Genomic DNA, 18,268 nt, shown 5'->3' with positions numbered 1-18,268 from the left:
CCGATATAAAGATATATTTATGTCGTTGTGTCCTTGTTTTTTTCGAGCAATGTGACTAACAACGATGACCATTTTTTTGAGGGGAATCCCGCATGCGTGCCAATTACCTATTCACCAGCGAGTCCGTTGCTGAAGGTCACCCTGACAAGGTTTGTGACCGCATTTCCGATGAAATCGTTGATCTGATCTACCGCGAAGCCGCCAAGACCGGGGTCGATCCCTGGACGGTGCGCATCGCCTGCGAGACGCTTGCAACAACGAATCGCGTGGTTATCGCTGGCGAAGTACGGGTTCCCGACACGCTTTTGAAGAAGGCCAAGGACGGTTCAGTGTTCAAGGATGCGAGCGGCCATCCCGTCATCAACCCTGCCAAGTTCAAGGCCGCCGCCCGCAAGGCCATCCGCGACATCGGCTACGAGCAGGACGGTTTCCACTGGAAGACGGCCAGGATCGACGTGCTGCTTCACCCACAGTCTGCCGACATTGCACAGGGCGTCGATAACGCCTCCGACAAGCAGGGCGACGAAGGTGCTGGCGACCAGGGCATCATGTTCGGTTACGCCTGCAAGGAAACGCCGGACCTGATGCCGGCTCCGATCTATTATTCACACCGCATTCTCCAGCTTCTGGCCACCGCCCGCAAAAGCGGCGAAGGCGAAGCCGCCAAGCTCGGTCCCGATGCCAAGAGCCAGGTGACCGTGCGTTACGTTGATGGCAAGGCATCCGAAGCCGTCTCCATCGTGCTTTCAACGCAGCATCTGGATGCCAGCTGGGACTCCAAGAAGGTCCGCTCCGTCGTGGAGCCCTATATCCGCGAAGCGCTTGGTGAGTTGAAGATAGCCGACGATTGCCAGTGGTACATCAACCCGACCGGCAAGTTCGTGATCGGTGGTCCTGATGGTGACGCTGGCCTGACGGGCCGCAAGATTATCGTGGACACCTACGGCGGGGCAGCCCCGCACGGCGGCGGTGCATTCTCCGGCAAGGACACGACGAAGGTCGACCGTTCCGCTGCTTACGCGGCCCGCTACATCGCCAAGAATGTCGTTGCCGCAGGGTTGGCAGAGCGCTGCACGATCCAGCTCTCCTACGCCATCGGCGTTGCGCAGCCCTTGTCGGTCTATGTCGATTTCCACCAGACAGGGACAATGGGCGAAGATGAGGTCGAATCCGCGATCCGCAAGGTCATCGACCTCTCGCCATCGGGCATTCGCCGTCATCTCGACCTCAACAAGCCGATCTATGCCAAGACATCGTCCTACGGCCATTTCGGTCGCAAGGCTGGGCGTGACGGCTCGTTCTCCTGGGAGAAGCTGGATCTGGTCAAGCCGCTCAAGGATGCACTGAAAGCCGCATAAGGCTTGTCAATCATCGCCGATTGAGAGATACGGTCTGAAAAGTTTGAAACCCGCACAGCGCAATAAACAGGCGCGGTGCGGGTTATCCACATGTGCGAGAGTGTAGAAATGACGGAAGAGCGGCGTTCGCGCGCAACGGAAGCGTTTTTTGGTCGGCGCAAGGGCAAGCCACTGCGCAACCAGCAGGTCGATACGATCGAAAACCTTTTGCCGTTGCTGAAGGTGGACCTCGACACTCAGCCGCCGAAAAACCTCGCGGCACTCTTTCCAGCCGACGTGAAGTCCATTCGCCTCGAAATCGGCTTTGGTGGTGGAGAGCACCTAATCCACCGCGCATCCGAAAACCCAGCCACCGGCTTCATCGGCGTCGAGCCCTTCGTCAATTCCATGGCGAAGCTTTTGGGCAGCGTGCGCGAACGTGAGCTGATGAACATCCGTCTTTATGATGACGACGCCACGCAATTGCTGGACTGGCTGCCGGATGCGTCGATCGATCATATCGATCTCCTCTATCCCGATCCGTGGCCGAAAAAGAAGCACTGGAAGCGTCGCTTCGTGTCGGATGTCAATCTGGCCCGGTTTCACCGGGTCCTGAAACCGGGTGCCAAGTTCTGCTTCGCCTCGGATATCGACACCTACATCAACTGGACGCTTCAGCATTGCGCGGCGCATGGCGGCTTTGAATGGACGGCACAGACATCCGCCGACTGGAACACGCCCTTCGATACCTGGCCGGGCACGCGTTACGAGAACAAGGCGAAGCGCGAGGGTCGCAGCTCCGCCTATCTCACCTTCATCCGAACCTGAGTTTTTAGATTTTAGAGCGCTTCATTGTTAAATGGGAGCGTTCTGCCGGAGCAGGTTTTCGTCAGGGCAAAGGCGATTGGCGAAGGGCATACCCTAAGGTACGGTCGAGCCGATCGCCTTTGATCCTGGCGCAAAGATGCCCGGCCCTTCGGGTTGGTTGAAACGGGACCCTGCGATTGCTCGGACGGCTTGGCCGTATGCTATGGCTACGGCACGCGCCGTCCGAACAACCGGATGATCCCGTTTGAACCAACAGAACTGCTTCCATTTAACAATGAAGCGCTCTAGCATCCACCTCGGATGCGACTGGGATAGACGGCTGTGCGCCGGACCGCGTACAGGCCAGCGAACCGGCAACGGCTGCACGACGGAGTGCTGCTTCGAAATCGAGACCGGCATCAAGGCTGGCCGCCAGATAGCCGCAGAACGTATCACCCGCACCGACCGTATCGACGGGCTCGATCTTCAGGCCCTTGGCCTTGACGAGCTTGCCCTTGCGGATGGCGACGACGCCTTCGGCACCCAGCGTGACGATCAGGGTCTGGCCGGTCTTGTCATGAAGGGCAGCGAGTTCCTTTTCCCGCTCATCAGCCGACAGCCGGTCCTTGCCGATCAGCAATTCGAACTCGGTCTCATTGGAAATGACGACATCCGCCAACCGCGACAGCCGCTGCGCGTCAGACGTCAGCGGGGCGGTGTTGATGATGGTTGTCACGCGCCTTGCCTTGGCCGCTTCGAGCGCCGCCTCGATGGCGTCGCTTGGTACCTCGAACTGCAACATCAGAATATCGCCTTCCGCCATCTCGGAAACCGCACGGTCTGCATCGGCTTCCGATACCTCGCCATTGGCGGCGGGGATGACTGAAATCATGTTCTCACCGCCCTCGCCGATCAGGATGACGGCGGTTCCGGTGGGTACGGCGACAGTCTTGACAAGCGAGAGATCCGCCCGCGCATCACGAAGCAGGGTGAGGGCCGGGGCTGAGAAGGCATCATCGCCGACGGCGCCCGCCATCTTCACTGTTGCGCCCGCGCGGCGCGCCGCCAGCGCCTGATTGGCGCCCTTACCACCGGCGGCGGTCGAAAAGGTCTTGCCGGTCACGGTTTCACCCGGCTTCGGCAGGCGGTCGGAAATGGCAACGAGGTCCATGTTGATGGAGCCGAAAACTGTGATCATGCGGGTCATTCCATAAGGGGCGAAAACAAAAGCGAAACAGGCATCGACTGTGCCGAGTGGATCACTCGTCGTCAACCACCCTCAGCTTGGCCGCACCGGCGCGTCCGTCCGACACCCGGCGCAACTGCTCGGCTTCCAGATGAGCGATTTCCTTTTGCGACGGAGCAAAATCGAGGCTTTCGATCTTGATACCGCGCGCCAGCACCTTGTCGGACGAGGTCAGCATCATGTCCACGTCCTTTTGGACCAGCCCGAAATGCGCCTGCAATTTTCGGGTCCGCTCGTCCAGACGCCGCACATCGTCCATCAGCATGGCGACCTCGCCTTGAATGAGATGCGCCTGTTCGCGCATACGCTGGTCCTTGAGAACAGACTGAATGACCTGAACGGACAGCATCAGCAGCGAAGGCGAGACGATGACGACGCGGGAACGTTGCGCGCGCTGCACCAGATTTTCGAAATGCTGGTGGATATCGGCGAAGATGGATTCCGAGGGAACGAAGATGAAGGCGGTGTCCTGGGTTTCGCCGGAGATGAGATATTTGTCTGCGACATCGCGAATATGCACTTCCATGTCCCGTCGGAACTGCTGGGTGGCGGCCCGTTTCGCTTCCGGCGCGTCATCCGCCTTCAGCGCATTCCAGGCTTCCAGCGGAAACTTCGCATCGATGACCAGAGGCGGCGCATTGTTCGGCATTCGGATGGTGCAATCGGGACGAAAGCCGTTCGAAAGTGTCGGCTGCAAACTATAGGCACCGGAGGGCAGGGCGTCGGCAATCAGTGCCTCCATCCGCGCCTGTCCAAAGGCGCCGCGTGTCTGTTTGTTGTTGAGGATGGCCTGCAAGCCGATCACATCCTTGGCCAGATCCTGAATATTGCCCTGGGCCGCATCGATCACGGCAAGGCGTTCCTGCAATTTGCTGAGGTTTTCGTGGGTCGAGCGGGTCTGCTCCGTCAAGGTGGTGCCGATGCGCTGTGACATGCCGTCCAGCCGGTCGTTCAGCGTCTGGCTCATTTCGTTCTGGCGGGCGCTGAGGCTCTCTGTCATGGCGGCGATACGGCCATGCAGTTCCGATTGGGTTCTCAAAAGCTCGGTGATTTCCTCGCGCGACTGATCGACAACAGCCGGTTTTCGCCAGATGAAGGCTGCGGCGATGAAGCACCCTGCAATCAAAAAACCGAGCACAGCGCCGACCGAGATGGGAAGGCTGCCGAGCATGAAGGCTGTCGTACCAAGCGCATTGAAATCGATGTTCATATCCAAATCTAACAGATTTCGTGTGATTCGTCAGATCAAAACAAGAACATTTATCGGGCGTAAATGAGTCCGGTTTGTTGCCGATGCGGTCGCTAATATTGGCCTTTATTTTTTGTTTCCTCCAAAGATGAGATGCGTTATGGGGAAGCCATGACGATCAAACCTCTTATTATTTTGCCTGATCCACTGCTTCGCCAGCAATCCAAGCCCATCGAACAGGTGGATGCCGAGATCACGCGTCTGGCCGATGACATGCTGGACACGATGTATGATGCGCCGGGCATTGGCCTTGCCGCGATCCAGATTGGTGTGCCGCGCCGTATGCTGGTCATCGACATCTCGCGCGAAGACGAAGACCGCAATCCGGTTGTGTTCATCAACCCGGAAATTCTCAAAGTGTCGGACGATGTGTCGGCCTATGAAGAGGGCTGTCTGTCCATTCCCGATTATTATGCCGAGGTGGAACGTCCAGCTTCGCTGACGGTTGGCTATATCGACCGCGATGGCAAAAAGCAGACGGTGGAGGCCGATGGTTTGCTCGCCACCTGTCTGCAACACGAAATGGACCATTTGAACGGTGTTCTGTTCATCGACCACATTTCTCGCCTGAAACGGGATATGGTCATCAAGAAATTCACCAAGGCGGCCCGCGCTAAAATCTGATCTACCCCGTGTCTATGGGTTGGCGGATCGGCCGGCAGGGCAGGGGGCGAACATGGCACTGCGCATCATCTTCATGGGAACGCCCGAGTTTTCCGTTCCCACGCTTCGCGCGCTGGTCGATGCGGGCCACGAGATATCGGCCGTCTACACGCAGCCACCCCGTCCGGGCGGGCGTCGCGGGCTGGATCTTCAGAAGTCACCCGTGCATCAGGCGGCCGAACTGCTCGGCATCCCGGTTCTGACGCCGCTCAATTTCAAGGCCGAAGAGGATAGGGCGGAATTCAAGTCCTTCAACGCAGATGTGGCCGTCGTCGTCGCTTACGGCCTGTTGTTGCCGGAAGCTATCCTCAACGGTACCCGCCTTGGCTGCTACAACGGTCATGCCTCCTTGTTGCCGCGCTGGCGCGGTGCCGCTCCCATTCAACGTGCGATCATGGCCGGTGATACCGAAACCGGCATGATGGTGATGCAGATGGAAAAGGGGCTGGACACCGGCCCCGTGGCGCTGACGGCAAAAATTGCCATTGGCCCCAATATGACGGCTGGCGAATTGCACGACAGCCTGATGCTGGCGGGGGCGCGGCTGATGCGCGAGGCGATGTTGAAGCTGGAAGATGGCGATCTGCCGTTGACGCCGCAGGCGCAAGACGGCGTCGTCTATGCCGCCAAGATCGACAAGGCCGAGACCCGTATCAATTTTTCCTGGGCAAGCCAGGATGTGCACAACCACATTCGCGGCCTGTCGCCCTTTCCGGGTGCCTGGTTCGAAATGGACATCGGCGGAAAAGTCGAGCGCGTGAAGGTTCTGGAAACGGAAATGGCCAGTGGCATGGGCGAAGCGGGTTCTGTTCTGGACAATGATCTGACCATTGCCTGCGGCAACGGCGCCGTGCGGCTGGTGCGTCTGCAAAAGGCCGGCGGCAAACCGATGCTGGCCCAGGATTTTCTGCGCGGCACACCGGTGTCCGTCGGAACGAGGCTCGGCTGATGCCACGCTTCCGCATGACCATCGAATATGACGGGTCTCCCTATTATGGCTGGCAGCGGCAAAACAACGGACCGTCCGTGCAACTGGCACTGGAAGCGGCTGTCCTGTCGCTGACCAGGGAAACCGTCAGTTTTCGTGGTGCGGGCCGCACCGATTCCGGCGTTCACGCCAGGGGACAGGTCGCGCATGTCGATCTGTCTCGGGACTGGCAACCCTACAAGCTGCGCAACGCGTTGAACGCGCATCTGGCCATGGCAGGCGAGGCGGTGTCGGTTCTGGATGTCAAAGCCGTGACCGAGGATTTCGACGCGCGTTTTTCCGCCCTTCGCCGCCATTATCTCTACCGCATCATTGCCCGCAAATCGCGGCTGACGCTGGAGCACAAGCGGGCATGGTGGGTCTCCAAGGACCTTGATCATGACGCCATGCATGCGGCGGCCCAGGTGCTGGTGGGGCGACATGATTTCACGACCTTCCGCTCCGTCCACTGCCAGGCCAAGAGCCCGGTGCGAACGCTCGACCGGCTGGATATAACGCGCGATGGCGACCTGATCGAGATAAGGGCCACGGCACAGAGCTTCCTGCACAACCAGATCCGCTCTTTTGCGGGTACGCTGAAATTGGCGGGAGAGGGGGCAACCACCCCGGATGACGTGAAACATGCTCTTGAAGCGCGTGACCGCAAGGCCTGCGGCCCGGTGGCACCGCCCGAAGGTCTTTATTTCATGCAGGTCGATTATCCCGATGTGATACAGCCACGCAGGCCGGGAACGGAGAAAATGGATGACGGTGACGATTCGTCATAAAACCGCCTGCGCAAGCCTCAGCTCGGATAGACGCCTAAAAAGCGTTGCAGCAGTTCCGACAGGATCATGCCGGGAATGAGGAGCGTCATCACCAGCGCCGCGACGAGCAGAGGCTGTTCCCGCACGAAGAATTTCACGATCCGGGAAAAGCAGAATACCAGGGTCAGCAGCAGCGAAAACCACAGGATGGCGATCAGCCCCTGTAAAGACGGCGCCAGCAGCGCGATCAGGATCAGCGTCGCGTAGGCATAGGAAAACGGCAGCGACAACCAGTTGGCGACAACGACGAGGGCTGGAAATTTCTGTCGCGCGCCGAATGCCATCAAGAGAAAACCGATGAGGATCAGCGGCGCCATCCAGCAGATGGCTTCGACCATCGCCAGGCGAACGAAGAAGATGGCACCGGTGCCGACACCTTCCGGCAAGACGGAAACATAGGCCTCATGCCACCAGTACCAGGACAGCGCCATGGACGGCAGGCACCACAGCGCCGCATAAAACGACCGCGTCATGCCGCGATCTGTCAGGTCCAGCAATCGGCCGCCTGCAGGGTCGCCCAGAAGCAGCAACCAGAGGCCCCTGACGTATAGGGTTATCTCGTTATACGACGGCATGGCTGAACCAGCGTTCGATGAAGACCTCGTAGATGCGGGTCAGCGTTTCCAGGTCTGCGACGGCCACGCGCTCGTCCACCATGTGCATGGTCTGGCCAACGAGGCCGAATTCCACCACCGGGCAATAGTCCTTGATGAAACGGGCATCCGATGTGCCGCCGGTGGTCGATAGTTTCGGCTCTTGGCCGGTGACGTCTGCCACCGCACCGGACAGCGACGAAATCAACGCGTTGTTGCGGGTTAGGAAAACATGGGCGGGACGATCGGCCCAGACGATGTCGTATCTGACCGGCGAACGATCCGGGCGCAGCGCGCCATCGGCTGCGGCCTCGTCCAGACGGCGGATGATCTCGGCGCGCAGCGTCTCTGCCGTCCATGTGTCGTTGAAACGGATGTTGAAGGCAGCGGTCACCCTGGCCGGGATGACATTGGTCGCAGCATTGCCGGTGTCGATGGTCGTCACTTCGAGATTGGACGGCTGGAAGGTATCGGTACCGGTGTCAAAAGGCGGATCCATCAGCGCATGGGTCAGTTGCAACATGCCGCGAAGCGGATTGTCGGCCAGATGCGGATAGGCGGCGTGACCCTGAACGCCATGGACCGTGATGCGGCCCGACAGCGAACCGCGACGACCGATCTTGATCATGTCGCCGAGTTTGTCCGGGTTGGTGGGTTCGCCCACCACGCAGGCGTCCCATGTTTCGCCCTTGGCGGCGGCCCATTCGAGAAGTTTTGAGGTGCCGTTGATCGATGGACCTTCTTCATCGCCGGTGATGAGGAAGGAGACCGAACCCTCGGGCTTTCCATGCTTTTCGATATGGCGGGCGATGGCCGCGACGAAACAGGCGATACCGCCCTTCATATCGACGGCACCGCGTCCGAACATCTCTCCGCCTGAAATCTCGGCGGAAAATGGTGGATGGCTCCATGATGCTTCGTCGCCCACTGGCACGACATCGGTATGACCCGCAAACATCAGATGCGGACCGTCAGTGCCAAGCCGGGCGTAGAGGTTTTCGACGTCAGGCGTTCCCTCTTCCGTCGCCATCACACGCTCGACCGCAAAGCCGAGCGGCGTCAGCAGGGTATCGAGAAGTGTCAGCGCGCCGCCTTCTGCTGGTGTCACCGACGGGCAACGGATGAGAGCGGCAAGATTGGCGACGGGATCGGTGGCATTCATGGGTCAGTCTACTCTTGTCAGTCGCGCAGCAACTCGTTGATGCCGGTCTTGGAGCGGGTCTTCTCGTCGACCGTCTTGACGATGACGGCGCAATAGAGGCTCGGGCCCATCTCACCATTCGGGAAGGGCTTGCCTGGCATGGTACCGGCCACGACGACGGAGTAAGGCGGGACTTCGCCATAGGTGATCGAGCCGGTGGCGCGGTCCACGATCTTGGTGGATTTACCGATGAAGACGCCCATGCCAAGAACCGCACCTTCGCGGATGATGCAGCCTTCAACGACTTCGGAGCGTGCGCCGATGAAGCAATTGTCTTCGATGATGGTCGGACCCGCCTGAAGCGGCTCCAGAACACCGCCGATGCCAACGCCGCCGGAGAGATGGACGTTCTTGCCAATCTGCGCGCAGGAGCCGACGGTTGCCCAGGTATCGACCATGGTGCCTTCATCGACATAGGCGCCGAGATTGACGAAGGACGGCATCAAGACGACGTTCCTGGCAACGTAAGCCGAGCGGCGCACGACGGCATTCGGCACGGCGCGGAAGCCTGCGGCGCGGAACTGGTTCTCACCCCAGTTCTCGAATTTGGAGGGGACCTTGTCCCACCATGTGGATTCGCCAGGGCCACCGGTGACGATGTCCATGTCGTTCAGGCGGAAGGATAAAAGCACAGCCTTCTTCAGCCATTGGTTCACGGTCCAGTTGCCATCGGCCTGCTTCTCGGCAACGCGCACCTGTCCGCCATCGAGCAGGTTCAGCGCGGTCTCGACGGCCTCGCGAACCTCGCCTTTGGTCGATATGTTGACGCTATCGCGATTATCGAATGCGGCTTCGATGATTGTTTCAAGGGAGCCGAGATCGGGGATGCTCATGAGAATTCCTTAAACTTCGCTGACTATCGTCACATACAGGGAAATATCCGCACCGCTGGCCGGACATGGTCAATTGCTCTAAGCGAGTGTTTCAAGGGCGTCAATGTGATTTGGCGCGGGCAGACGAAAGGCATGGACAATGGCAAAACTGAAAAATGGCAAGTTGCATCGCAAGGATGGCGTCTGGGATCCGTTGAAATCCAGTTCGGATGACAAGCGCCAGGCCGAAGGCTTGCCCAAGACCCCGCAATCGGCATCGCCATCCTACCGTCTGGCCTATGCCGATACCGATTTTCTGTGCCGGGAAGAATTGCGGCCCATCCGGTTGCAGCTGGAGCTGATGAAGCCGGAGATGATCCTGACAGAGCGGGGCATCAAGTCGACCGTCGTGCTGTTTGGCGGTGCGCGCATTCCCGAACCGGGCGGTGAGGCCTGGGCGGCCCGCAATGAAACACAGAGAAAGAACCTGGAAGCCGCATCGGTTTATTACGACGAGGCCCGCAAGTTTGCGAAACTTTGCGCAGGCGAATCGCAAAAGCACGATCACCGTGAATATGTCGTGATGACGGGTGGTGGACCCGGTGTGATGGAGGCGGGCAATCGCGGTGCATCGGAAGCCGGTGCCCCATCGATTGGCCTCAACATCCTGTTGCCGCACGAGCAGGCACCCAACCCGCATGTCACGCCGGAACTCAGCTTCAACTTCCACTATTTCGCGATCCGCAAGATGCACTTTCTGATGCGTGCGAAGGCCGTCGTGGTCTTTCCTGGCGGCTTCGGCACCATGGACGAGCTGTTTGAAACGCTGACGTTGATCCAGACCAAGCGCATGGCACCCATCCCGCTCATCCTGTTCGGGGAAGCCTTCTGGCGATCCATCATCAATTTCGAAGCGCTGGCCGATTTTGGCACGATTGCGCCAGATGATATGGAGCTGCTGCACTTTACCGAAACCGCCGACGATGCCTGGAAGATCGTCGCGGATTTCTATGAGCTTTGAGCAGGGTGCCAACCTGCCTTCGTCACCCCGCATCAAGTGCGGGGTGACGAAAGAAAAGAATCAAATCCGCGCAAAGCGCTCGGTCAGCAACGCGAAGAAACCGTCGGCGTCCACATCGCGCATGACGCGCGCGTTTGGTTCGCGACCGGTCACCTTCCACCAGTCGACAACCGTCATGCCGATGGTGAGCTCGGAATTGACCTCGATCTCGACATTGCAGTCGCGACCCTCGAACAGGTCCGGCTTGATCAGATAGGCGATGACGGTGGGGTCATGCAGCGGTCCGCCGTCCGAGCCGTATTTCTCCACGTCGAACCGTTCGAAAAACTCCAGCATCTCGGCCATGGCAATCGCCGGGCGGGTGCCGATATCGCGGATGGCGGCAACGCGGGCCTTGGTGGTCAAAAGCTTGTGCGTGACGTCGAGCGGCATCATGACCAGCGGGATACCTGAACGGAAGACGATGTCGGCAGCATGCGGATCGACATAGATGTTGAATTCGGCGGCGGGCGTGATGTTGCCACCCTCGAAGAAACCGCCGCCCATCAACACCAGTTCCTTGACGCGCGGCGCAATGTCGGGTGCTTTTTGCAAGGCGGTGGCAATGTTCGTCAGTGCACCCAGCGTGCACAGCGTAATCGTGCCTGACGGCTCGCGGCGGATCGTCTCGATGATGAAGTCGATGGCATCTTGCGATTGCGCTTCGAGAACCGGCTCAGGCAAGGTCGGGCCATCAAGGCCGGTGCTGCCGTGAACGTGCTCGGCGGTGATCGGCGCGCGCACCAGCGGGCGTTCACAACCTTCATAGACGGGGATTTCGGTGCGGTTGCACAGTTCCAGCATGATGCGGATGTTGCGGCTGGTGAGTTTCAGCGGCACGTTACCGGCGACGGCACACAGACCGAGGATTTCGATTTCGTCCGGGCTTGCCAAAGCCAGCATGATGGCGGCTGCGTCGTCCTGCCCCGGATCGGTGTCGATGATGATTTTTCTGCGCTCGGTCATGATTGTCCTGCTGTTTCTATGACACGCCTTTTCAGGCCTGTTTCCAAGGCTTGTCAAGCACGTGGCGGTTCAGACTTTTCCCGGCATGACGTTCTTGCGTTGCAAACACCATATTCCCATATGAACACTTGCCGCCGCAAACGGGGCACACGTTCGTCGCTTGGGTACAAGGACTGAAAGATATGAGCCGAATGACACCCTTCACGCACCCGCTGATGCTGGGCTTCGATGCCATGGAAAAAACGCTGGAGCGGATGGCGAAGGCGAATGACGGTTATCCCCCCTACAATATAGAGCGACTGGTCGCAGATGGCGAACGCCCGGAGCGTTTGCGCATTACCATTGCGGTTGCCGGATTTTCTGAAGACGAGCTCGATGTGACGACAGCCGACAACCAGCTCGTCATTCGCGGTCGCCAGCAGGAACAGGATGCGCGCGACTACCTTTATCGCGGCATCGCTGCACGCCAGTTCCAGCGGGTTTTCGTGCTCGCGGACGGCATGCAGGTCAATGATGCGCGCCTTCGCAACGGTTTGCTGTCCATTGATCTCACACGGCCCGAAATCTCCAGCGTGGTGAAAAAAATTAACATTTCCGTTTCACAATAGGATTCTGCACGCCAAGCGACGCACCGCGGCGCGACGTCTGAAGAATATGGAGACCGAAATATGCTCTTGAAAGAAGCGCATGCGCGTTTGACCAAGTCCCAGCTGGCTCACATCGGTGCAGGCGAAGTCGGATACATCAGAAAGATGCGCGCCGATGAAGTGACACGTTGCTTTCCGGAAGCCCCCAAGATTGATGCGGGTCTTGATCTTTGGGCGTTGTTCGGTGCCGATGGCACGCCGATCCTCCTGACGGACAATCGGTCCAGCACCTTCTTCAAGGCAGCAGAAGACGAGCTGCGCACCATCAGCGTGCACTGACAAGTCTTCCATCGGACAGTTTGAAGGCGCCTTACGGGCGCCTTTTGCATGTGGCCTACATGATGTCTTCCGGTGGTCTGCCGGGACGCGGGCGGTAGCGCGGAAAGGTCCAGCCGAAAATCAGCGCACCGCTTCGGATGGCGAATGCGGTGAGGACCCCGGCTCCCGACGCGATGAGAAGCGGAAGGCCGATGGCGTGGGCTGCGGTGAACACGCAAGCGCCCGCCAAGGCGCAGCTGATATAGACCTCGGGTCGCAGCAGTACGGAGGGTTCACCCGCCAGAATATCGCGCAACACGCCGCCGAAGGTCGCGGTCATGGTGCCGGTGACGATGGCGACAGTCGGAGAGCCGCTGACGGCAAGACCTTTCGCGGCTCCCATGACGCAATAGGCCGAAAGACCGACTGCATCCAGCCAGATCAGCAGCCTGTAGCGGGATTCCAGCAGATGGGCAGTGAGATACACGAGCGCCGCGATAACGACGCAGACGAGGATATAGGTGGGATTGACGACCCAAAAGACTGGCGCGCGGCCCAGTACGAGATCGCGCAACGTACCACCGCCGATGCCGGTGACCGATGCGAAAAACAGAAAGCCGATGAAATCCAGTTGTTTGCGCGACGCTGCAAGCGCGCCTGTGGCGGCAAAAACGGCGACGCCAGCATAATCGAGAAAGGCCAGAAGGGTCATGGAAGGGCGCTCCTCGAATGTTTGCGCGCGGTCAGTGTCACGCAAGGACGGCTCGATATGATCCACCGCCGGATCAAGGACGGCACGCCCATGCTGCCGCATCCATAGCGGAAACAGACCCAAAGGAAAATGCCGTGAGACGCCTTCTCTTCGTTACGCTTCAAGCGCTGGTTTTTCTGGCTGTTCCGATGATGGCGCAGGCCCAGCAGCAGCTGGTCAGCGACCCTGAAATCTACGAGAAGGACCACTTTCGTCAGGAGTGCAAGGTCGCGGAGTTCGGCGAGGGTTTCATCACCCGGCTTGACATCAACAATGACGGGATTATGGACGCGATCACCAATCGCGGCGAACTGACCTGCGATGGCGAGAAGGCGCGCAGTTGCAACGACGATGGCTGCCCGTATAATTTCTATGTGCAGGTCAAGGAAGGCGGCTATCTGATGATCGCCACCGCAACGATCTACAGCTATGAGTTCGTTCAGCGTTTCGGCAACATGGTGTTCGAATTCAAGATGCATCCCCGCTATTGCGAGCGCACCGACAGCGCGCCCTGCGTCATGACAGTGCGTGTGCGTGGCACCAAGTTCGTTACGATTTCCGCCAAGTAACGCTCACGGCAATCGGTCTTTGCGGGTTACGATACTGGATTGAAACCGGCGGCTGAGCGACCGTGGCATCACAAGACTTGCAAGCGCGACGACAAACACCAGCAGGCTGACCACGAGCAGGGCGAAACCGGGGAGCCGCTGTGCCAGAACGGCACCCGCAACGGCACCGATGAGCATGCCAATCCACGGAACCAGTTGAATGGTCCAGCCCAGCTTGCGTTCGCCCAGCAGAAAACGGCCGATACCGCGACCGAAGCGGGAGAGCGCTCCCGTGACATAGGTAAGTCCGATGGGCAGGCCCTCGACATGTTCCACCGCCGCATTGATCACGCCCATGGCAAAGACGACCAGATAGAACTGGCTGAGCGTCATGCCCTGCGTTTGCAGCACGGCGGCACAGGCCAAGACGAGGCTGACCGCACTCAAGACTGAGAAGAGCCGTCTCTCGGATGTGTGTGCGACGACGATGCCGACGGCATTGCCGGCAACGAAGGTGAGAACCGCGAGCAGCAGGGTGACGGCATGACCAAGATCACCGGCTTGCAGGGACAGTGCGGCACGCGTGGTGTTTCCGGTCATGAAGGACACGAAATCTCCAGACATCGTGAGGCCGATGGCATCCGTCATTCCCGCAATGAAGGAAATGGCGGCGACCAGCGAAACGCCGGTTGCTGTGCGCGTGGCGCGGATGAGTCTGCGGCGTCTCTGCCTGGTCATTGGATCTCGCAAGAATGGGTCGGACGGAGCCAGTCGGCATGTCCGCAACGGATGCGACTGTAAGCCAGCCGCAGCGGAGAATTCAATGGTGGCGTCGCCATATGGCTAAGCGTAACGGGGGATGGTATCAGGCATTCAATCAACAGGACGAACGAACGTATGACTGATGCCCCCCGTATCCCGGAAAAATCGCTGCATGAGCGCATTACGGGCGATGTGGAAGGGCGCATTCTCTCAGGCGAATGGCCCCCGGGCCATCGCATACCCTTCGAACATGAGCTGACGCTGGACTACGGCTGCTCACGAATGACGGTGAATAAAGCTCTCGGTGAACTGGTGAAGAAGGGTCTGATCGAGCGTCGTCGTCGCTCCGGCAGCTTCGTGACCCAGCCGCACGCCCAATCCGCCGTTCTGGAAATTCAGGACATTCAGCGCGAGGTGCAGGCGCTGGGCCTGATCTATGCCTACAGGCTCGATCGTCGTGAGATGAGATCGTCCAACGTTTCCGACCAGACGACGCTGGGCGTTGAACCGGGTGCGCCGGTTCTGGCCCTGACCTGCCGTCATTTCGCGACTGACGTTCCCTTCTGCCTTGAAGAACGTGTCATCAACGTTGCCACCGTTCCTGAAGCTGTTGCCGCCGATTTCAACGAAACGGGGCCTGGTTCCTGGCTTTTGAAGATGGTGCCGTGGAGTGCTGCGGAACATCGGATCCGGGCGATCCCAGCCGATAAGCGCGTGGCCGAAGCGCTGGCGATCCCCAATGGAACCGCCTGTCTGGTGATCGAGAGACGGACCTGGAACGGCCAGACCTATATCACCCATGTCAAGGTGACTTATCCCGGAGATCGTCACGAACTGGTGGCGCAATTTATGCCGTCGCAGCAGATGTGAGGCTCTTTCCGCCCTTCTTTTTGCATAAGAAGAGTTTACAGATCATATTTTCCCGATGTATTAGTTGTCTTTTCTACTCAACTTTGTTAGCGAGGCGCGCGGCCGCGTTCGCATCTGGGTTTTCTAAGAGATGCGGATTGTGGCTGTCAAAATCGACGCTTGTTACGGGATCCGGGAACAACATGATGGCACTTGAAACGTCGACCTTTTCGTCAAACTCTCATGCTGTGTCGCGCAAGCGGTGCGGGTCTGCCGCCATCATGCTGTCACTGGTGGCCTGCCTTGGGACAAGCCCTGTGTTTGCCCAAACAACGCCGCCAGCGCCGGCAAACGAGACAGCTCCGGCCGCGCAAAATGCGGCACCTCCGGCACCGCAACAGGCCCAGCCTGCGCCTGCGGGCGCTGCACCGGCGACAGCAGTCCAGCCACCGCTTCAGCCGACATTGGCCGAGCCTGTTGTAACGCCGCCCGCCACCACGCCGGAAAAGCGCGCGGATATTCCGCACAACCTGTCGCCATGGGGCATGTTCATGGCCGCCGACTGGGTGGTCAAGACGGTGATGATCGGGCTTGCCATCGCGTCGCTGATCACATGGACAGTCTGGGTCGCAAAGACCATCGAGCTGGCAGGTGCGCGCATTCGCGCCAAGTCCATCCTCAAGATCGTCCACAAGGCCAAGACCCTGTCGGAAGCCACCGATGCGGTGGACAAGAAGGGTGGGCCCAGCGCTGTGATGTTGCGCATGGCGACGCATGAAATGCAGCTTTCGGACGCCGTGGTGGCACACACCGATGGCGGCGGCATCAAGGAACGCGTGTCGTCCGTTCTGGGTCGCATCGAAACCCATGCGGGCCGCCGCATGTCGCGCGGCACCGGCATTCTGGCGACGATCGGTTCCGTATCGCCCTTCGTCGGCCTGTTCGGCACGGTCTGGGGCATCATGAACTCCTTCATCAGCATATCGGAATCGCAAACGACGAATCTCGCTGTCGTCGCGCCCGGTATCGCCGAAGCGCTTCTGGCAACGGCCATCGGTCTCGTCGCCGCCATTCCTGCCGTGGTAATCTACAACGTGTTTGCCCGCTCCATCACCGGCTATCGCCACCTGTTGGCCGATGTCGCCGCAGGCGTCGAGCGTCTGGTCAGCCGTGACCTCGATTTCCGTCGCATTCCGCCCGGTAATGCGGCCAAGCCACCTGTTTCCCTCGTGGGGCGCTGATCATGGCGGGCGGTATTCGCGACAGCGGGGGAGACGAACTCTCCGAAAACCATGAGATCAACGTCACGCCTTTCATCGACGTGATGCTGGTTCTGCTCATCATCTTCATGGTGGCGGCGCCCTTGGCGACGGTCGATGTGAATGTCGATCTGCCCGCATCCAGTGCCAAGCCTGCAGAACGCCCCGAAGAGCCGCTCTATCTCACGGTCAAGGACGACCTCTCTCTCAACCTTGGAAATGACGCTGTTGCCAGGGACGCGCTGACGGCGAGCCTTGATGCGCGCACCGGTGGCAACAAGGATACCCGCATTTTTCTGCGCGCCGACAAGGCCGTGGATTACGGGCATTTCATGGAAATCATGAACATGCTGCGGGACAGCGGTTATCTCAAGATCGCGCTCGTGGGGCTTGAGAATGCGGCGGCTGTGAGCCAGCCTCCAACAGCGGCACCATCCTCTCAGCCGCAGACCACGCCATTGGGCACATCAGCGCCTGGCGGAGCGGCTCCATGAACGAGACCGCTTTTCGCACCGGACGCTCCCGGCTGGGAGAAGTGGCCTTGTGGACGACGGCTGCGGTCCTGACGATTTCGGTGCATGCCGGTGCCGCATACTACCTTTTGCAGCAACCACCTGAGCCTCCCGCAGATAATGGACCGCCAGCGGCCATTATGATCGAGCTTGCCGCTCTCCCTGAGGCTGTCAATACTGAAGAGACGGTGGAGGCCGACGACGTCGTCGATACCGAAGAGGTGAAAACCGTCGAACCTGAAAAGGTGGAAGAAGTCCCACCGGAAGAACCGGTTCAGCCGCCACCCGAGCCCGTTGCCGAGGAAACGTCACCACCGCCGGAACCTCTGCCAGAGCCTGAACCGATGCCTGAGCCGCCGCCAGAGGTGGCCGAGCCGTTGCCGGAAGAACCGCCGCCACCTGTGGAAGAAGTGGATCCCGTTCAGCAGCAGCAGATGGCAGAGCTTGAAAATGTCGAGGTGCCGCTGCCCGTGCTGCGGCCGCCGCCACCGCCACCGCCACCTGTCGAGAAGCAGGTGGAAAAGAAAGACAAGCCCGACACGAAGAAGGCCGAACGCAAGGTTGCGCCACCGCCATCGGAAGCCAGACAGGCTGCCCGCTCGGAAACCACACAGTCCAACCGCACCGCAGCACCAAAAACAAGTTCAGGGCTGTTCTCCTCATCCGTATCGCCCGCCAAGTGGAATTCCAAGGTCCGCTCTGCCGTCTCCCGTCGTGTCGTGAGGCTCGCAGACAAGGGCACGGCCGTCACGGTTGCTTTCAGTGTCGATGCAGGCGGCTCCATATCCAGAGCGCGTATCCTGAGCTCCACAGGAGATGCGCAGATCGACAGCAAGGTCCTGAGCGCGTTGCAGCGTGTTTCGGTATCGGCACCACCGGAAGGGGCCGAAACGACATTTCAGGTCAGAATTCTGTTGGAGTGATCGCCCATTATTTGCGGTGATTGGACTTTTT

General features: G+C 59.5%; 21 protein-coding genes. 13 read left to right on the top strand and 8 right to left on the bottom strand.

Translation table 11 applies throughout. From position 1 onward, the window contains the following. The first annotated feature begins 92 nt into the window (after window positions 1-92). Both metK and trmB read left to right on the top strand, forming a co-directional pair. Complete coding sequence (metK, locus tag EKM04_RS19330; RefSeq protein ID WP_183896729.1) at window positions 93-1,358, top strand: methionine adenosyltransferase; 1,266 nt, start codon at window positions 93-95, stop codon at window positions 1,356-1,358. 108 nt (window positions 1,359-1,466) lie between these two features. After that, window positions 1,467-2,165, top strand: a complete 699-nt coding sequence (trmB, locus tag EKM04_RS19325) for a tRNA (guanosine(46)-N7)-methyltransferase TrmB (RefSeq protein ID WP_183896811.1) — start codon at window positions 1,467-1,469, stop codon at window positions 2,163-2,165. 268 nt (window positions 2,166-2,433) lie between these two features. On the opposite strand, the gene EKM04_RS19320 is transcribed toward trmB, so the two are convergent. Both EKM04_RS19320 and EKM04_RS19315 read right to left on the bottom strand, forming a co-directional pair. Continuing rightward, window positions 2,434-3,342, bottom strand: a complete 909-nt coding sequence (locus tag EKM04_RS19320) for a ribokinase (RefSeq protein ID WP_174151795.1) — start codon at window positions 3,340-3,342, stop codon at window positions 2,434-2,436. A 61-nt stretch (window positions 3,343-3,403) separates the two neighbouring features. Beyond that, window positions 3,404-4,600 carry a DNA recombination protein RmuC gene (locus tag EKM04_RS19315; protein WP_183896728.1) on the bottom strand — a complete coding sequence of 399 codons (1,197 nt, stop codon included), beginning with the start codon at window positions 4,598-4,600 and terminating at the stop codon, window positions 3,404-3,406. A gap of 150 nt (window positions 4,601-4,750) precedes the next feature. Here EKM04_RS19315 and def point away from each other — a divergent pair, with 150 nt between their 5' ends. Genes def through truA form a run of 3 tightly spaced genes read left to right on the top strand, consistent with a single transcriptional unit; the run spans window position 4,751 to window position 7,057 of the window. Continuing rightward, window positions 4,751-5,263, top strand: coding sequence for a peptide deformylase (def, locus tag EKM04_RS19310; protein ID WP_045230237.1), 513 nt, complete (start codon window positions 4,751-4,753; stop codon window positions 5,261-5,263). Window positions 5,264-5,315: 52 nt separating this feature from the next. Next, window positions 5,316-6,251 (top strand): methionyl-tRNA formyltransferase, encoded by a 936-nt coding sequence (fmt, locus tag EKM04_RS19305; protein ID WP_183896727.1) that lies wholly within the window; start codon window positions 5,316-5,318, stop codon window positions 6,249-6,251. Further along, a complete protein-coding gene (gene truA / locus EKM04_RS19300; protein WP_183896726.1) occupies window positions 6,251-7,057 on the top strand; it encodes a tRNA pseudouridine(38-40) synthase TruA in 807 nt (268 codons plus the stop codon). The genes fmt and truA overlap by 1 nt, the downstream gene beginning before the upstream one ends. Window positions 7,058-7,074: 17 nt before the next feature. Here truA and EKM04_RS19295 read toward each other — a convergent pair whose 3' ends face one another. Genes EKM04_RS19295 through dapD form a run of 3 tightly spaced genes read right to left on the bottom strand, consistent with a single transcriptional unit; the run spans window position 7,075 to window position 9,723 of the window. Then, window positions 7,075-7,626 (bottom strand): hypothetical protein, encoded by a 552-nt coding sequence (locus EKM04_RS19295; protein WP_234910962.1) that lies wholly within the window; start codon window positions 7,624-7,626, stop codon window positions 7,075-7,077. Between the two features lie 31 nt (window positions 7,627-7,657). Continuing rightward, a complete protein-coding gene (gene dapE / locus EKM04_RS19290; RefSeq protein ID WP_183896724.1) occupies window positions 7,658-8,851 on the bottom strand; it encodes a succinyl-diaminopimelate desuccinylase in 1,194 nt (397 codons plus the stop codon). 17 nt (window positions 8,852-8,868) lie between these two features. Further along, entirely contained in the window at window positions 8,869-9,723 is an 855-nt protein-coding gene (gene dapD / locus EKM04_RS19285; RefSeq protein WP_183896723.1) for a 2,3,4,5-tetrahydropyridine-2,6-dicarboxylate N-succinyltransferase, read from the bottom strand. Between the two features lie 139 nt (window positions 9,724-9,862). Here dapD and EKM04_RS19280 point away from each other — a divergent pair, with 139 nt between their 5' ends. Continuing rightward, window positions 9,863-10,723 (top strand): LOG family protein, encoded by an 861-nt coding sequence (locus EKM04_RS19280; RefSeq protein ID WP_183896722.1) that lies wholly within the window; start codon window positions 9,863-9,865, stop codon window positions 10,721-10,723. A gap of 60 nt (window positions 10,724-10,783) precedes the next feature. On the opposite strand, the gene EKM04_RS19275 is transcribed toward EKM04_RS19280, so the two are convergent. Next, window positions 10,784-11,728 (bottom strand): nucleoside hydrolase, encoded by a 945-nt coding sequence (locus tag EKM04_RS19275; RefSeq protein WP_174151804.1) that lies wholly within the window; start codon window positions 11,726-11,728, stop codon window positions 10,784-10,786. A gap of 182 nt (window positions 11,729-11,910) precedes the next feature. On the opposite strand from EKM04_RS19275, the gene EKM04_RS19270 reads away from it, so the two are divergent. Continuing rightward, window positions 11,911-12,336 carry an Hsp20 family protein gene (locus tag EKM04_RS19270; protein ID WP_183896721.1) on the top strand — a complete coding sequence of 142 codons (426 nt, stop codon included), beginning with the start codon at window positions 11,911-11,913 and terminating at the stop codon, window positions 12,334-12,336. 60 nt (window positions 12,337-12,396) lie between these two features. After that, entirely contained in the window at window positions 12,397-12,654 is a 258-nt protein-coding gene (locus EKM04_RS19265; RefSeq protein WP_174151806.1) for a BQ00720 family protein, read from the top strand. A gap of 55 nt (window positions 12,655-12,709) precedes the next feature. Here EKM04_RS19265 and EKM04_RS19260 read toward each other — a convergent pair whose 3' ends face one another. Next, window positions 12,710-13,345, bottom strand: a complete 636-nt coding sequence (locus tag EKM04_RS19260; protein WP_183896720.1) for a trimeric intracellular cation channel family protein — start codon at window positions 13,343-13,345, stop codon at window positions 12,710-12,712. 134 nt (window positions 13,346-13,479) lie between these two features. On the opposite strand from EKM04_RS19260, the gene EKM04_RS19255 reads away from it, so the two are divergent. Beyond that, the gene (locus tag EKM04_RS19255; protein ID WP_412762979.1) at window positions 13,480-13,953 is read left to right on the top strand and encodes a hypothetical protein; all 474 of its coding nucleotides are present in this window, start codon (window positions 13,480-13,482) and stop codon (window positions 13,951-13,953) included. 3 nt (window positions 13,954-13,956) lie between these two features. Here the strand turns inward: EKM04_RS19255 and EKM04_RS19250 are convergent, their stop codons facing one another. Further along, window positions 13,957-14,670 (bottom strand): YoaK family protein, encoded by a 714-nt coding sequence (locus tag EKM04_RS19250; RefSeq protein ID WP_183896719.1) that lies wholly within the window; start codon window positions 14,668-14,670, stop codon window positions 13,957-13,959. A 159-nt stretch (window positions 14,671-14,829) separates the two neighbouring features. On the opposite strand from EKM04_RS19250, the gene hutC reads away from it, so the two are divergent. From hutC to EKM04_RS19230, 4 genes are all read left to right on the top strand, one after another. After that, the gene (gene hutC, locus EKM04_RS19245; RefSeq protein WP_183896718.1) at window positions 14,830-15,564 is read left to right on the top strand and encodes a histidine utilization transcriptional repressor HutC; all 735 of its coding nucleotides are present in this window, start codon (window positions 14,830-14,832) and stop codon (window positions 15,562-15,564) included. Window positions 15,565-15,749: 185 nt separating this feature from the next. Beyond that, on the top strand, window positions 15,750-16,784 hold the full coding sequence (gene exbB / locus EKM04_RS19240) for a tonB-system energizer ExbB (protein ID WP_183896717.1): 1,035 nt from the start codon (window positions 15,750-15,752) through the stop codon (window positions 16,782-16,784). A 2-nt stretch (window positions 16,785-16,786) separates the two neighbouring features. Next, on the top strand, window positions 16,787-17,296 hold the full coding sequence (exbD, locus tag EKM04_RS19235) for a TonB system transport protein ExbD (protein WP_174151811.1): 510 nt from the start codon (window positions 16,787-16,789) through the stop codon (window positions 17,294-17,296). Beyond that, window positions 17,293-18,237, top strand: coding sequence for an energy transducer TonB family protein (locus tag EKM04_RS19230; protein ID WP_183896716.1), 945 nt, complete (start codon window positions 17,293-17,295; stop codon window positions 18,235-18,237). Before exbD ends, EKM04_RS19230 begins: the two co-directional genes overlap by 4 nt. Window positions 18,238-18,268: the final 31 nt, after the last annotated feature.

The organism is Rhizobium skierniewicense Ch11, from assembly GCF_023757665.1.
In the GTDB taxonomy this organism is placed as follows: Bacteria; Pseudomonadota; Alphaproteobacteria; order Rhizobiales; family Rhizobiaceae; genus Agrobacterium; species Agrobacterium skierniewicense.
The sequence above is the reverse complement of the archived record's forward strand: the minus strand, read 5'-3'. Positions and strand labels throughout refer to the sequence as shown.